Source organism: Nitrospira sp. Ecomares 2.1 (assembly GCF_965152585.1).
The window spans coordinates 4,414,004-4,427,845 of record NZ_OZ224219.1 but is presented as its reverse complement, the minus strand read 5'-3'; the positions used below and the strand labels follow the sequence as shown (position 1 = coordinate 4,427,845).

The window sequence follows — 13,842 nt, the reverse complement described above, 5'->3', positions numbered from 1 at the left end:
GTGCTTTGCTGAATGTTAAAAATCAGGCACGAGCGGTAGGAGTTCGAAGGGCTCAATTTGTGAGAAAACTAAAAGGACTACTTGGGTTGGGGGGGATTGCTCATCCATCCAGGACGCTTGCCAATGGCCAAGAAAGGCTATCTGCATATGCACTGGTTAATTCCACACGGCCCAAATGTGGGGCGGGCCGTTGATGCCGGCTTTCGCACCTGAAAGCGGGAGGTTCACCCAAAATCGACATCAGGTGATTGGCTAATTCGACTCTCGAAACAGCCCGGGTGGCAGAGATATGTCGGATGCCTGTCTCATTGCTCTGTGCGAATTTCATGACGCGTCTGGCTAGGTCCGTCACCCAGACCACGGAGCGAGATTCATCTTCAACAATGGTAATAGGAAGGTTTTGTTGAGTGCGGTAACGAAGCCAATCCAGATGACCGGTTCGCCCGTTCGGTGAAGGGCCAATCGCCAGGCCTGTGCGAATCACCAGCGACTGATGTCGTCCCAAGACCAGCTTTTCTGCGTTGACACGCGTGTGGCCGTATACGCTAATAGGGCACGGGAGCGAATGTTCATCATACTCCCCATCCCCACCAAAGACATGATCCGAGGACACATACACCAATCGGATATGGTCTGGTAGCTTCTCCACCACCCGGCGGAGATGTTGGACGTTGATCTCATGAGCCCAATCGGGGGCGGCTTCACATTTCGGCACATCACACACCGCATGGCAATACAAAAGGACGTTCGACTGATACTGGGCAAAGGTGCGTTCCACCCAATCAGAATTTTCCAACTGGAGGACCGGCCATTCCCTGACTGATTCCGACGTATTACCGGGCGAGATAAACGGCAAAATGGTTCCCGGAAATAATCTGGCCAGGTTGAACCCAAGAATGGAGGTTGCGCCAAAGAGGAGCGTGGATTGGGTCATCTGAACCGAGTTGTTGAGGCGATATAAATCATGAGGGTGGTCATCTGCTTAATCAGTCAACATTTACAATGCTCAGTCTAGTAAAGTGCATCCCTCTCCTTTTGTGACTTCTTTGACTTCATGTCGATTCATTGAGTTAGAGGGAAGGATAAGCATATCCCCAGCTTTGATTTTCAGGTCATGATTGGATGAAAAGTAAAATTCGCCACATTCCTCAACCTCATTCAGCAGCCCTAATAAGGACAATATGGGGATGATTTTTATTTTCCAACAAGAATGAAATTGTAATGGTTTCCCATCATGGTTCCGATGGGGGACAGGTTAAATCGTATTGGGGTTAAGGTTCATCCTTGTCATGCCTAGAGATTATTTTTAGTTCCATCTCCTTACCTAGTCATGATCCAAAATTGAAATTGATATGCCGAATTTTATGCTTTAAAGGATTCAACGAAGACGACATTGCGCGACATTCCAATCCGTTAGATGAAGTGGGTAGCATCAGAATGGCCAATGTCCGATTTCCGACGATTTTCCGCAATTGCGAAAGGCTTGGGCCATCGGTCGGATATCTGTGAAAGAAGTTCACTTGCATTGGGCCATCGCATCTTGAGCAACCCTCCATTCTTCCCGACTCAAAAAAATCCTCCAGGAGAAAAACAGGATCCTCAGCAAAGAAATATCGGTTGGATGCAATTGGGAAAAATCGGTTTTCCTGCTTCAGGTACCATCAAAGTTAGGATTGGATGAAAAAACTTGGTGATTTCTTTTAGCAAGTTTCTCATGAGGTATCAAATGATAAATGAGAGGCGTGTTCGAAATAAGAACCCATTTGGGTTTCTCTAAGCAAAGGACCTGTACACCCTTCCTATCACTAGAGACGCTTTCTTCTTGCTTGAGAAAAACATGGGAGTTTTAGGAAGCAGGATAAATATTTCCTTAGGAGAACACAGGTATAAATAGTTTCCTGCACAACCAAAGGGATACGTCCCTTATCTCTTTAGATATCTGAATCAGGATAATCCTCGCTCTTAATGAAACATTTGAGAGAGCCCTAAGAAGATTTCACTTTTAATTTCAATGTACTACTTCAAAGGATTTTTTGAAAACGCTTCACAGAGAGCTTGGCAGTACTTTTGCTTATATCGGAGGTTGAGCCGAACAGGGACTAATCGGTTCATGGCCTTCCTATCAGATAGCGCGTAATGAATCTGGAAACAAAAAGCGAGGTCGCAGGCCCGAGGTCTATCCTAAACACCTATGTGGCCATTTCTTGGGTATACCATATGAATAAACCAATTCTGTTAATCGATGACGACCGACCCTACAGGCAGGCTTTGCGCCTGTATTTGGAGCATCACGGGTTTACCTGTAAGGAAGCCGAGGATGGCCGGGAGGCCCTGGTTCTTTTGGATGAAGGACTCAATGTGGACCTCGTCTTATCAGATTTTCATATGCCCGTTATCAATGGGCTCGAATTTCTCAAAGCTCTGTCCTATCGTGTGAAAGGGAAGGATATTCGAGTCATACTCGTGAGTGGTAATATGACAAAGGAAATAGAAAAAGAAGCCAAGCAAGCAGGGGCTTTTGCGCTTCTGGAAAAACCGTACGATTTCCAGGAGCTTCTGGGGTTGGTGGTGTCCCGAGCCGACAAAACATAGGTCCTCATAGGCGTCCTCTGTAAAACGGGGGCATAAAGTTTTTGTCCCTGCAATTGGACAAAACCCTCAAAAGAAAATAAGCAATGTTGTGTGTTGGAAGGAAACGGTACCTAGACGATAGGGAGGTGGATATTTGAAAGGGAGAATTTTACTCTTGGATGATGACCCCGAATTATGTTCAACCCTGTGTGTTCGATTGGTGATGGAAGGCTATGATGTTCGGACCGCTTCCGATGGCCGATTGGGATTGAAGCTCTATCATGAGAGTCCCGTTGATCTGGTTATTACGGATGTACTCATGCCTGAAATGGACGGTCTAGAAGTGATACGCGTCCTTGCTGGAACACCATCTCCTCCCTTAATTATTGCCATGTCGGGAGGTGGGGACCGTGATTTGGGATTTTTGGTAGAGGCGGCTGAGTTTGGTGCCACCCGTACACTCCCCAAACCCTTTCTCCTGGAAGATCTGGTGAGTCTTGTGAAAGAACTGCTGAGTACCCTGCCCCATTCATCGGCATGAAATTTTTGTTCAATTCCGATTAGCGATGTTTCCAAAGATCCAAAGAATCTGAAACATGGTACCCCACGGACAGTGGTGGGAAAATCCGAAAGACGAATGTTCCTCTACCTGAGGTGAAGGAGATGTGTAGTTGGATTGCTGAAATGTGGGTGGCAAGTTAACAGTCCTGGACCGTGATTTTACCGTTACTGCTCTGTGGAATCCTGCAGATAGAAGAGCTTTCCACATGACTGCCGGCCCTTCTCCTGGTACTGTTGATAGAATGAAGTATGACCAAACCCCTGTAAACTTTTAATTCCAGGATGCCGAATAGGAGGGTTGACGGTCACAGCAGATGACGGGAAAGGTATGTGGAAAGGAATGACTTCAGTCATCATATAACATGAGGACCTCCTAAGGTGGAGTCAGAGACGAGAGCCCAGGTGATCGGTAGAATTATGGCGACCAGAGTCGTCACCATTGAAATGGATGATTCACTTGAGGTGGTTCGAGATATTTTCAAGAAAGTCCGATTTCATCATCTACTGGTCGTTGATAACCAACAGCTAGTGGGAATCATTTCCGACCGGGATATGTTGAAAGCCGTCAGCCCGTTTGTCGGCACGATGTCGGAAACCACTCGGGATCGAGCGACTCTCAATAAACGTGCTCATCAAATTATGTCGCATCATCCGGTGACGGTTTGTTCATCCTGTTCTTTGCAGGAAGCGGCTCAACTGATGTTAGGTCGAGGGGTCTCTTGCCTCCCGGTCACCACCAAGAATGGAGAGGTTCTGGGGATAGTGACTTGGAAGGATGTGTTGAGGGCCGTTCTGAATTTCGATGGATTTACGGATGTTTCATAAGTATTTTCATGCCGGTTACAGTTTCGGGGCATGCCGCTTGTTTCTGCCTTGCCGGGTTTTTTAGACATTCCACCTTCGGTATACTGCCCCTAGAATTTTCCGCATCATTTTGAATGTTATTGACAAGGCAGGCAAGCCTGGGAATTACAGGTATGCCACGTCATGCTGAAAGGAAGGACAGGAATGGTCGATAAAAGCTTTATTCTTGAACTTGGCAAACTGTTGATCGGTGCCGCATGGGCTGACGGGACACTGTCACCCACCGAAGTGAACGGGTTAAAAGAACTGTTGTTTCAATTGCCGGATATTTCCGGAGAGGAATGGATGGAATTGGAACTGTATATGGTTTCTCCAGTGAGCGAGGAAGAACGACAACGTCTCCTGAATCGTGTCCTAGGACGTATGGGATCGGCAGAGGATAAAGCCCTGGCTTTGGCGACACTTGGGAAGCTCGTGTCCTCTGATCCATCAGGAGGGGATCAACAAACAGAAGTGGTCCAACAGCTTAGGGCTGATCTTGAGAAGGGCAGTAGTGGGTTTTTAGAACATCTTCGACGACCATTTCGTCAAATCCTGAATCTGCGGGGGCAGCACTATACCGAAGAGCATGATCGTGAAAGTCGATTGGAAGATTTCATTAAGAACACCATATATTTCCAGGTCACGATGGAATTACGAGACCGGGGCATTACCTTTGATCTTCCTGATGCTGAGATTCGCAAGCTGTGTCTTGCGGCGGGATTGATGGCACGAGTGGCCGGGGTTGATCATGTGGTGGATTCAGTAGAAACCACGGTCATGGGTGCCGTACTCAAACGTCACTGGGCATTAACAGACGAACAGGCCCAACTGGTGGCGGAAATCAGTCATCACCGGATTTTTCGAGGGCTGGATAGTGTCCGATTGGTGAAACGTTTTAAGGAGTTAACGACGAGAATTGAACGGAAAGAGTTTCTCCATTGTTTATTTGAAGTGGCCAATGCGGCCGAACAGACCTCGTTTGAGGAAATTGAGGAAATTCGAATTATTGCCAAGGGCATGGACCTCAGTCACCAGGATTTTCTTGATGCCAAGTTGGCTATTCCGCGAGAAGATCGCAAGGGACTCTAGGTCTTTGGGGGTGTTCTTAGGTCGGGCAACCGAGGCTGATTTACTTGTGGCGTTCCAAAAGGCGAAGTCCTAGCTCCGGCTAAAGCGCCCAAACCCATATTCCCTACGTTGTCATTCCCGACGGTTTTCATCGGGAATCCCTCTTGTGTTTTCACAACCATAATGTCCATTCGATTATTGGTGATGCCGGGTTTCGTCCCGGCAGCCGAGCCACTTTTGTTTCGGCAAAAGTGGCCAAAACCAGTGACGCCCCGTCCGGCCATATTGGAGGGTCGGACGCAGGATTGAAGAGCGGACCAACTCGCTACGCTCAAACAAGGCCCGCCAGTTGATTAGAGCGTCCGACCCGAGGGCCGGAACGGCAGGCGTCGGATATTGGGGAGAATGGATGCAGTTGAAGGGGTTCGGAACATTTAAGCTACGCGCGTCTTGACTCCAATGTCAGCTGTACGACTTGGTCTTGCCACAGACCAACTTTCTTTTGCCCCTCGCCCATTTGGGGGAGAGGGAAGGGTGAGGGGGGAGACGGACAATGTTGAATGGGCGTGGCGGGGAGCCGTAAGTGATTCCTCTCAACGGCTGACCGAAATAAAAAATGTTAATAGATCAATCCAACACTTGTCTCCAAGTGTTTCTGTCAGGAATTAGGCTATTTCTATATACAAATTTTGGATAGTTTAGCTCTTGGTATATTGGGAAGGGATTAGGTCAGGTTGATTGATTTTCAGAGTTGGAAGAAAAAGTTGAATTTATTTCCGTGATTTCCCAATCCAGGTACCTATTCCCTGTCCATGCTTGTAGTTTGCCATATGGAACCAATAGCCCAGCCAGTTCGTTCAAGTGATCCCTCTGAAAATGCGTTAGGGAATTCCACCAAGTTTCTGAAAAAAAAGTATTTTCAACATAGGCAAAAATAAATTCAAGAAGAATACTTGGAATGTTCTGTTTGTCGATAGCGAGAAGTGCTCTAAAGAAATCCTTACATTTGGAAAAGCGCCTTGGCCAGGTTGCAATAAATACTCCTCCTTGTTCCGTAGATACAATACTAATTGAAAATGTTTGGGCTGGAACAGGGGCCGACAAAAGGTCCTGTAATAATTTGCCATTAACATCAAATTCCACATGGATCACTCCTGTGCTTGTGAATGCCAGGGTTCCCTTAAAGTCAATGACAACCTGATGGATCGAATTGTAAGAGTTTTCCATAATGGCCTTGTCATATTCCTGCTTGATTGGCGTCAAGTCTTCAAGGCCTTTACTTAAGCCTTCATTACTTGTTGCTATAAGATCCTGTATAAAGAATTGCTCATAAAGAATTCTTCCCTTATCCAAAGAACTTTTCAGAAAGGGCACTGAATCCTTTACTGTGATTTTTTGGTAGAGTGCATGGCAAAGAGCTCTATACCCGACAAGAAAGCACTGCTTATCTGTACCAATAAATCCCTCATCTTCAAGATTTGAGAAAAGGGAGTTGTCGTGATGGCTACAAAAACCTCGAAAGGTTGAGGCTTTTTTCCAACCAACACGATGTAATTTTAATTTATTGTGTTGATCTTTCTCTGGCGGATAAAAACTGAGAACGTGATTATCGGATGAGGTAATCCTCTCTATTGCTCCACGTCTTTGAATAGTATGAGCTTGAATAATCTTAGTACATTGTTCTTTTGATGCTTCCGGGTGGAGGCAAACTTTTTTGGTATAAATTTTCCTCAGGACGTCATTGATTTTCCCAGGCGGAAGGGGGAAATCTTGAATTCTATCGATGTGGCATTCCTGGAAAGTTTTTCCTGAACCACACCAGCAGGGAGCATTGTCCATTTTCTTTAGATTCCTCTATGTCAAATCGCAGATAGCATTCTCTATGGTTGAATTGGAGGTAAAATAATGAGGGTATATCATAACTTATGCCTTGAGTCCCGATAGGCCGTTTACTGCGGTTTTAGTTCTCACGTGCTCTTCAAGCGAAGCCCTTTCTTTGCTCTTGCTCATCAGGCCGACGCATCCGGGTCATACATCCTTAGTTTACTCCCTCTTCCAAAAGTTTGACGCCTTCAGTCAGGCCTTAGGGGCGGACGCTCTTGCTCATCTTGCGGGCCTTGTTTGAGCGCAGCGAGTTGGTCCGCTCTCCCTCTGGCGTCCGTCCCATCTGATTTGGCCTGACTGGGCGTCAATGGTTTTGGGTCCTTTTGCCAAAACAAAAAAGTGAATCGGCTGCCGGGCCGAAACCCATAGGTGTTAAGCTAAGCCTTGCCCTTGCCCTCTGTAGAGTTTCGGATCGAAGCCCACTTCGAGCATGTCCAGCGTGCTCATCCGTGAGCGCTGTCGATGTTTTCGACAGTGCCTGAGCAGCGACTCAAGCTCTTGGGACAGATAGCCCATGGCGTGGGCCTCCGACCACATGACGAATTGCGCGAGGAGAAACGCGCGTTCCTGGAGCCGCTTGTAGAGCTTCGCCAGGCTGATCTCTTGGCGTGAGGTATTCCACCGGGCGGTGTTGGCGACCGCATGCAGCCGCTGCACCCACACCGCGGCAATCAATTTGCCGTAAAGCTCGCATCGCAAGCGATGAACATTGCCGGTGGCCGACTGATGCACACGCAGAATGGATTTAAATTGTTTGAACAGCAACTCGATCTGCCACCGGAGCGTATACAAGGCCCGGACCATGTCCAAGGGCACCCAGGGCTCCGGCACATTGGTGATCAAGAGCGTCCAGTCGCACATGGCCACATGCCGTGGACTGCCGGTCCGGCCTTGTCGGCGGGCGTGGGCCTTGAACCGCCGGCGTCGGGCCTGGGCCACCTGGGCGGTCACGCGCAGGCAGACCAGCCGACAGGCGCGCGTTTGATTCTTGCCCTGCCCCAGGCACACCAGGCGTTCCTCCGTCGTCCCCGGGGCGGCCCGTAAGACCTGGCCGAGGTCAAGCGGCTCGCCCGTCTGGCCATCGTGCACCGTGGTGTCGAGGAACAAGCGCGTCAGAAAGAAGGCGCCTTTCCTCATCATGGCGTTGACGGTCGCCAGCTTGAAGTAGCCCTGATCGAAGAGCACCAGGTCGGTCGTGTTGACCAGAGCGGGCAGGTGGTCGGTGTAGCGATTATCCGGCACGGTACCGGCGGTGTCCGCCAGAAAGGTCAGTTCGCCCTGCTTATAGTCATACGCCGTTTGAAGCTTGCAATTGGCGGTGGAGGCGTTGCCCCCCGAGCCGGGGAAGATCGCGCCCAGTTGCTCGCTGACATCCCAACTCGAGCTATCCACGAGCAGGACGCGAGCAAACGGCTGGAGCAGGTTCGTGCGGATCGGCACCGGCTGCAGTTTGTGTCGAAGCACGGTGTGCAGACAGTGGCGGAGAAAGACGGCCGCTGAGGCCGTAAAGCGTTGATGTAAGGCTTCGCGACTGATGCGCGAGGAGAGCGCCGCGACCATCCCCTCCAAGGACGGATGCATCATCCCCAGTTGGCCCAGCGTCAGCAGGACGAGAAAGTCATAGGGCGTGAGCCGCCCGTGGCGTTGCTGAAATCCCGTGTGTTTGGCCAGTCGAGTGATCTCGTTTTTTTTAACCCCGCAAACAACTTCGGCAGCCCCCTCATGCTGACGCCCCCCTGAAGCCCTGGCTGCGAGCCAGGCCGAGACACGCCTGGACCCAGGCCGTGGTTAACACCTTAAAGCGCTGATAGCGCTTGAGTCGCCGCCGTACCTCGCCCAGGTCCTCCTTCTGGACGAAGAGCGTGGAGCTCTTGCCCGCCACAGTAAAACTGAGCTGATAGTAGGGCCCATGCTTCTTGGGATTGGAGGGAGCTTTGCACCGGCAGCCCGGTGTCCCGCACACATTCCACTGCTCACTCAGGCTCCCCGGCAAAACCGGGCCCAAGGTGGCCAGCTGCCGTTGAATCCGTTGCAGGGTCTGCTCTTCTCGCGTCATCGGTGCCTCCTCTTAGTTTCTCATTAAACCCGATAGCTCTATAATGCTATCGGTAATATAGCACAAAAAAAGCGCAAGGCAAGCGGAGGAACAAGGAACATCTTTGGCTTAGCTTAACAGCTATGGGCCGAAACCCGGCATGCGTCAACCGGGAAAAATGGAGCAAAATTTACCATTATCTATAGAGGTGAGCATTGCTCTTTGGTAGTTGCAGAATTGAAAAAAAGGCTTGGGGGGAAGAGAAGAAATTATGGTTTAGTGCCAGATTCCCAGCGATCAACAACTGCGGCCCCGACGGCATCTCCCCAGACATTCACGGCGGTTCGGCAGCGATCCAGAAACCAGTCCACCACCAAAATCAGTGAAATCCCTTCAATGGGCAGATCCACGGCTTTCAGGACGATGACCATGGTGACCAGACCCGCTTCCGGGATTCCAGCTGCGCCAATGGCGGAGAGTGTCGCGGTGATCAGGACGATAAGCGTTTCACCCAATCCCAACTCGATGCCATAGGTCTGTGCGATAAACATGGCTGCGACCGCTTCATAGAGGGCGGTCCCATTCATGTTGATCGTGGCGCCCAGTGGGACCACAAAACTTACCACACGTCGGGACACCCCGGCTTCTTCGATCAGACTTTCCATCGTCAAAGGGAGAGTGGCCGAACTCGAACTGGTCGAGAAGGCGGTCATGAGCGGCGTGGTCATCGCTTTCGCATAGGAAGGAACCGATTGCTTTCCCAATATTCGTAATGCCAAGGGAAGGATTAAGAACCCATGAATGCCGAGGGCGATAAGTACCGTAGCGACATAGGTGCCCAGGCTGGAGAGCTGGGGCCAAAAACCTGAAAATCCACCTGCCTCTCCCAATCGCCCCGCAATCAAGGCTCCGATTCCCACCGGTGCCACCCACATCAGTAGATGGACGATGGCCATCATGGCATCGTTTATTCCTTCGAATAAGCGAATGACCAGGATGCCTTTTTCTCCGATGGTGGTAAGGACGCCACCAAAAATTAATGCGAAGACAATCAACGGTAAAATTTGCGTTTCCGCCATAGCGGCAAACAGGTTTTTTGGCACTAAGCTGGTCAGAATAGTTTTGAACAGCTCGACCAGGGAGGTCGGTTGGTCGTTCATCTGTAAGGAAACTTCCGATGGCGGAGCCGGGGCGGTTCCGTTGGGTAGTTGCTCGAGTGGCACCCCGGGATGAAGAACAATCACCAGGATCAATCCGACCAAGACGGCCAGGCCCGTGGTGGTCATGAAGAACAGCACGGTTCGAATCCCGAGAGGTCCCAATTGTCGAACATCACCCAAACTGGCGATTCCCACAATCATGGAACTCACTACCAATGGCACGACAAGAGCAAATAACGCCTGAAGAAATAGATCACCCAGGAATTGGATGCCCAGTCCAAAGGAAGGAACAAATCCTCCCAAAAGGATACCAGTGAGAATCCCAAGCAGCATCCCGATCAGCAGATTGTGGGGGCCGCCTGTGGTCTTCAAAATGACTAGGCCTGGGTAGTGATTAAGGAGAGAGAATGAATGGAGTTCTCGTATGGCAAACCAGTGAATTAGGAAGGATAGGATTCCATGGGTGGACAGGTACAGACCAAATTTCTATCTCCATAGACGTTATCGATTCTGGATACGGATGGCCAAAATTTATGCTGCCGTAACCAGGGGGCTGGAAATGCCGCGGTTTCACGGGTATAGGGGTGCGGCCAGTCGGATTGAGCGATGGTTTCAATAGTATGAGGCGCATGCTTTAAAGGATTATTGTCCCGAGGAAGGCGACCTGCTTCAATTTCGGCAATTTCCTGGCGGATCAGGATGAGCGCATCGCAATACCGGTCTAACTCCGCCTTGGATTCACTTTCAGTCGGCTCGATCATCAGGGTTCCGGGGACCGGCCACGAAATCGTGGGAGCATGGAATCCAAAGTCCATGAGCCGTTTGGCCACATCTTCGACTTCTACCTCTGCGGATTTTTTGAAAGGTCGCAGGTCTAAGATAAATTCGTGAGCCGCCATGCCGTTTTTCCCGGTAAAAAGCACAGGATAATATTTAATCAATCGGCTGGCCATATAGTTGGCATTTAAGATGGCCACTTGCGTGGCTTTTGTCAGTCCCTCACTGCCCATGAGTTTGATGAAGACCCACGAGATAGGAAGAATATTCGGGCTGCCATATGGAGCAGCGGCGATGGGCCCGATGCCTTTTGATCCTCCCACTTGCCCCAAGGGATGACCTGGTAGAAAGGGGGCCAAGTGAGGTGCCACGGCAATGGGGCCCATCCCTGGACCTCCTCCACCGTGTGGAATGCAAAAAGTTTTATGCAGATTGAGATGGCACACATCGGCGCCAATCGCCCCCGGGCGGACCAGGCCGACCATGGCGTTCATATTAGCGCCATCCAAATACACCTGACCTTCATGAGCATGGACAATTTCACAGATCTTGCGAATGCTTTCTTCAAACACGCCATGGGTCGATGGGTATGTCACCATTAAGCAGGCCAAGGTGTCATGGTATTGGGCAGACTTTGCTTCCAAATCATGAAGGTCGATGTTTCCATGGTTATCACAGGCGACAGGAACGACCTTCAATCCGGCGATAACGGCACTCGCAGGGTTGGTCCCGTGAGCCGATACCGGAATGAGACAAATATTCCGTTGTTCTTGCCCCCGCTCCTCTTGATAGGCCCGAATGACCATCAATCCGGCATATTCCCCTTGAGAACCGGCGTTGGGTTGAAGTGAAACAGCCTCAAACCCGGTGATCTCGGCGAGCCATGTTTCCAATTGCTGAAACAGCGACTGATACCCTTGCGCCTGATCGCTGGGGGCAAAAGGGTGTAGCCGACTGAATTCCGGCCATGTCACAGGAACCATCTCCGCCGTCGCATTGAGTTTCATCGTGCATGATCCCAATGGAATCATGGAATGGACGAGTGAGAGGTCTTTGGATTGTAGTCGATACATATATCTGAGCAATTCGTGCTCGGAATGATAATCATGAAAAACAGGATGGGTGAGAAAGGGAGACTGTCGCTTAAAGGTCGTTGGGATGGATGAACCGAGCTGATCCGCCAGATCGGATAAGGAGAAGGGAAGTGACTCCTTGTCGGTAAAGAGGGTCAGTAGCTGACTCACATCTGTGATGGTGGTCGCTTCATCCAACGCGATGCCAAAGGACCCGTCGGCATATTGCCGAAGATTGATGAATTTCTGCTGACCATTTTTGATTATTTTTGCCTGGCTCAGGTGAGGACACCGAACCCGTAGGGTATCAAAGAAATCATTGGAGTGGAGTTGACATCCCAAGCGACGAAGACCTTCGGCTGTGAGCGTAGTGAGGTGATGAACTTTGTTAGCAATGCTCTTTAATCCTTCCGGGCCATGGTAGACCGCATACATGCCGGCAATATTGGCCAGCAGCACCTGAGCGGTACAAATATTACTCGTCGCTCGATCGCGCCGGATATGTTGTTCTCGGGTTTGGAGGGCCAGGCGATACGCCTTTTGACCGTGGGCGTCCTTGGAGACTCCCACCATCCGGCCTGGGATGTGTCGTTTAAAGGCCTCTTTTGTTGCCAGAAATGCCGCGTGGGGACCGCCATAGCCAAGCGGAACTCCAAATCGTTGCGACGACCCCACCGCAATATCCGCTCCCCATTCACCCGGGGGCACCAAGAGGGTCAGGGCAAGGAGATCGGTACTGACCACGACGAGTGCACCGGATTCATGTGCCTGGTTGACCAAGGCTTCATAAGAGCGGAGCGTACCGTCAGTGGATGGATAGGAGAGGAGAATTCCGAAGGTCTCATCGTTTGAAAAATTTAATGTGTCTGGATTTCCCACGGTAATTGAGATATTCAATGGCCGGGCTCGAGTCTGCAAGACGCTAATGATTTGCGGATGACAATCATCCGCGACGAAAAAAGTCTGTCCATGCAGGGTGCTGAGCGCACGACACATACTCATGGCTTCCGCCGCCGCCGTGGCTTCGTCTAAGAGGGAAGCATTCGCCAGAGGAAGTGCGGTTAGATCGGCGACCATTGTTTGGAAATTGAGCAACGCCTCCAATCGTCCCTGGGCAATTTCCGCTTGATAGGGCGTGTATTGGGTATACCATGCGGGGTTTTCCAGAATGTTCCGTCCAATCACCGGAGGGGTCAGACAATCGTAATAGCCCATGCCGAGAAAAGATCGATAGATCTGATTCCGTGCGCTCAGGTGGCGGAGTTCTGAAAGTACCTCTTCCTCAGATTGTGCCCTTGGCAAATTCAAGGACTGGGTTAGGCGAATGTCCTGCGGAACCGTGGCTTGCACAAGGGCATCGAGGGAAGACAGCCCCAGTGCTCCTAACATTTCCTGGATTTGGCTCTCACTGGATCCGATATGGCGGTGGGCGAACGTGGTCATGCCTGACTATACCTCTTTGATGTTGAAGGATAACCCTCAAGCAGTTGGGAAGGTTGTTGCGTTAACCCTGTTGAGAAAATAACGGGTTTTTGTCCGGAATCAATGGTGAAATACTTCGAGCGGTACTCGGAAGAAAACATAGCTGACAAATGCGTCTTTCATGAATAGAGAAAGGAGATGAGGCAGTATCTTCGAAGATTATCATGTTTATGATGATTCCGCAAAATTTACATGCCGACTAATACTGTCAATGTGGTTAATTACCAGATGTTAAAAAATGAACGCGGTCAGGTTGAGTTGTGCTCAGAGGGAGGACGGTAAACATTCCATGCTTGTCGGGAAGATTTTTACAGAAATGAGCCTTATCGCTTATGTTGCGGATTTGGACGTATATACGGTAGAGAAATCGGGGGGAGTCAGAACA

11 protein-coding genes are annotated in these 13,842 nt (G+C 50.1%); 4 read left to right on the top strand and 7 right to left on the bottom strand.

Translation table 11 applies throughout. The features are described from left to right. Window positions 1-100 precede the first annotated feature (100 nt). Window positions 101-934 carry an SDR family oxidoreductase gene (locus tag ACWHYD_RS19440; RefSeq protein ID WP_447963661.1) on the bottom strand — a complete coding sequence of 278 codons (834 nt, stop codon included), beginning with the start codon at window positions 932-934 and terminating at the stop codon, window positions 101-103. A 1,283-nt stretch (window positions 935-2,217) separates the two neighbouring features. Between ACWHYD_RS19440 and ACWHYD_RS19435 the strand changes: the two genes are divergently transcribed. After that, the gene (locus ACWHYD_RS19435) at window positions 2,218-2,592 is read left to right on the top strand and encodes a response regulator (RefSeq protein WP_447963660.1); all 375 of its coding nucleotides are present in this window, start codon (window positions 2,218-2,220) and stop codon (window positions 2,590-2,592) included. A gap of 133 nt (window positions 2,593-2,725) precedes the next feature. Further along, on the top strand, window positions 2,726-3,112 hold the full coding sequence (locus ACWHYD_RS19430) for a response regulator (RefSeq protein ID WP_447963659.1): 387 nt from the start codon (window positions 2,726-2,728) through the stop codon (window positions 3,110-3,112). A gap of 185 nt (window positions 3,113-3,297) precedes the next feature. On the opposite strand, the gene ACWHYD_RS19425 is transcribed toward ACWHYD_RS19430, so the two are convergent. Next, window positions 3,298-3,489: a hypothetical protein gene (locus ACWHYD_RS19425; protein WP_447963658.1), complete on the bottom strand. Its 192-nt coding sequence runs from the start codon at window positions 3,487-3,489 to the stop codon at window positions 3,298-3,300. 60 nt (window positions 3,490-3,549) lie between these two features. Here ACWHYD_RS19425 and ACWHYD_RS19420 point away from each other — a divergent pair, with 60 nt between their 5' ends. Further along, complete coding sequence (locus tag ACWHYD_RS19420; RefSeq protein ID WP_447965898.1) at window positions 3,550-3,957, top strand: CBS domain-containing protein; 408 nt, start codon at window positions 3,550-3,552, stop codon at window positions 3,955-3,957. Window positions 3,958-4,140: 183 nt separating this feature from the next. Beyond that, the gene (locus ACWHYD_RS19415) at window positions 4,141-5,067 is read left to right on the top strand and encodes a tellurite resistance TerB family protein (RefSeq protein ID WP_447963657.1); all 927 of its coding nucleotides are present in this window, start codon (window positions 4,141-4,143) and stop codon (window positions 5,065-5,067) included. 708 nt (window positions 5,068-5,775) lie between these two features. Here the strand turns inward: ACWHYD_RS19415 and ACWHYD_RS19410 are convergent. The 5 genes from ACWHYD_RS19410 to gcvP form a co-directional block, all read right to left on the bottom strand. Continuing rightward, window positions 5,776-6,885, bottom strand: coding sequence for an SEC-C domain-containing protein (locus ACWHYD_RS19410; RefSeq protein ID WP_447963656.1), 1,110 nt, complete (start codon window positions 6,883-6,885; stop codon window positions 5,776-5,778). A 417-nt stretch (window positions 6,886-7,302) separates the two neighbouring features. Beyond that, window positions 7,303-8,610, bottom strand: a complete 1,308-nt coding sequence (locus tag ACWHYD_RS19405) for an IS4 family transposase (protein ID WP_447965821.1) — start codon at window positions 8,608-8,610, stop codon at window positions 7,303-7,305. Between the two features lie 40 nt (window positions 8,611-8,650). Further along, a complete protein-coding gene (locus tag ACWHYD_RS19400; protein ID WP_447963655.1) occupies window positions 8,651-8,986 on the bottom strand; it encodes a DUF6788 family protein in 336 nt (111 codons plus the stop codon). A gap of 248 nt (window positions 8,987-9,234) precedes the next feature. Beyond that, window positions 9,235-10,497: a dicarboxylate/amino acid:cation symporter gene (locus tag ACWHYD_RS19395; protein WP_447963654.1), complete on the bottom strand. Its 1,263-nt coding sequence runs from the start codon at window positions 10,495-10,497 to the stop codon at window positions 9,235-9,237. Window positions 10,498-10,565: 68 nt separating this feature from the next. Continuing rightward, a complete protein-coding gene (gene gcvP / locus ACWHYD_RS19390) occupies window positions 10,566-13,418 on the bottom strand; it encodes an aminomethyl-transferring glycine dehydrogenase (RefSeq protein WP_447963653.1) in 2,853 nt (950 codons plus the stop codon). Window positions 13,419-13,842 lie beyond the last annotated feature (424 nt).

What these genes read in the sequence shown, in the direction of transcription:
- ACWHYD_RS19410 (WP_447963656.1), bottom strand. Translation starts at nt 6,885, where the DNA reads ATGGACAATGCTCCCTGCTGGTGTGGTTCAGGAAAAACTTTCCAGGAA.
- gcvP (WP_447963653.1), bottom strand. Translation starts at nt 13,418, where the DNA reads ATGACCACGTTCGCCCACCGCCATATCGGATCCAGTGAGAGCCAAATC.
- ACWHYD_RS19420 (WP_447965898.1), top strand. Translation starts at nt 3,550, where the DNA reads ATGGCGACCAGAGTCGTCACCATTGAAATGGATGATTCACTTGAGGTG.
- ACWHYD_RS19435 (WP_447963660.1), top strand. Translation starts at nt 2,218, where the DNA reads ATGAATAAACCAATTCTGTTAATCGATGACGACCGACCCTACAGGCAG.
- ACWHYD_RS19440 (WP_447963661.1), bottom strand. Translation starts at nt 934, where the DNA reads ATGACCCAATCCACGCTCCTCTTTGGCGCAACCTCCATTCTTGGGTTC.
- ACWHYD_RS19425 (WP_447963658.1), bottom strand. Translation starts at nt 3,489, where the DNA reads ATGATGACTGAAGTCATTCCTTTCCACATACCTTTCCCGTCATCTGCT.
- ACWHYD_RS19400 (WP_447963655.1), bottom strand. Translation starts at nt 8,986, where the DNA reads ATGACGCGAGAAGAGCAGACCCTGCAACGGATTCAACGGCAGCTGGCC.
- ACWHYD_RS19415 (WP_447963657.1), top strand. Translation starts at nt 4,141, where the DNA reads ATGGTCGATAAAAGCTTTATTCTTGAACTTGGCAAACTGTTGATCGGT.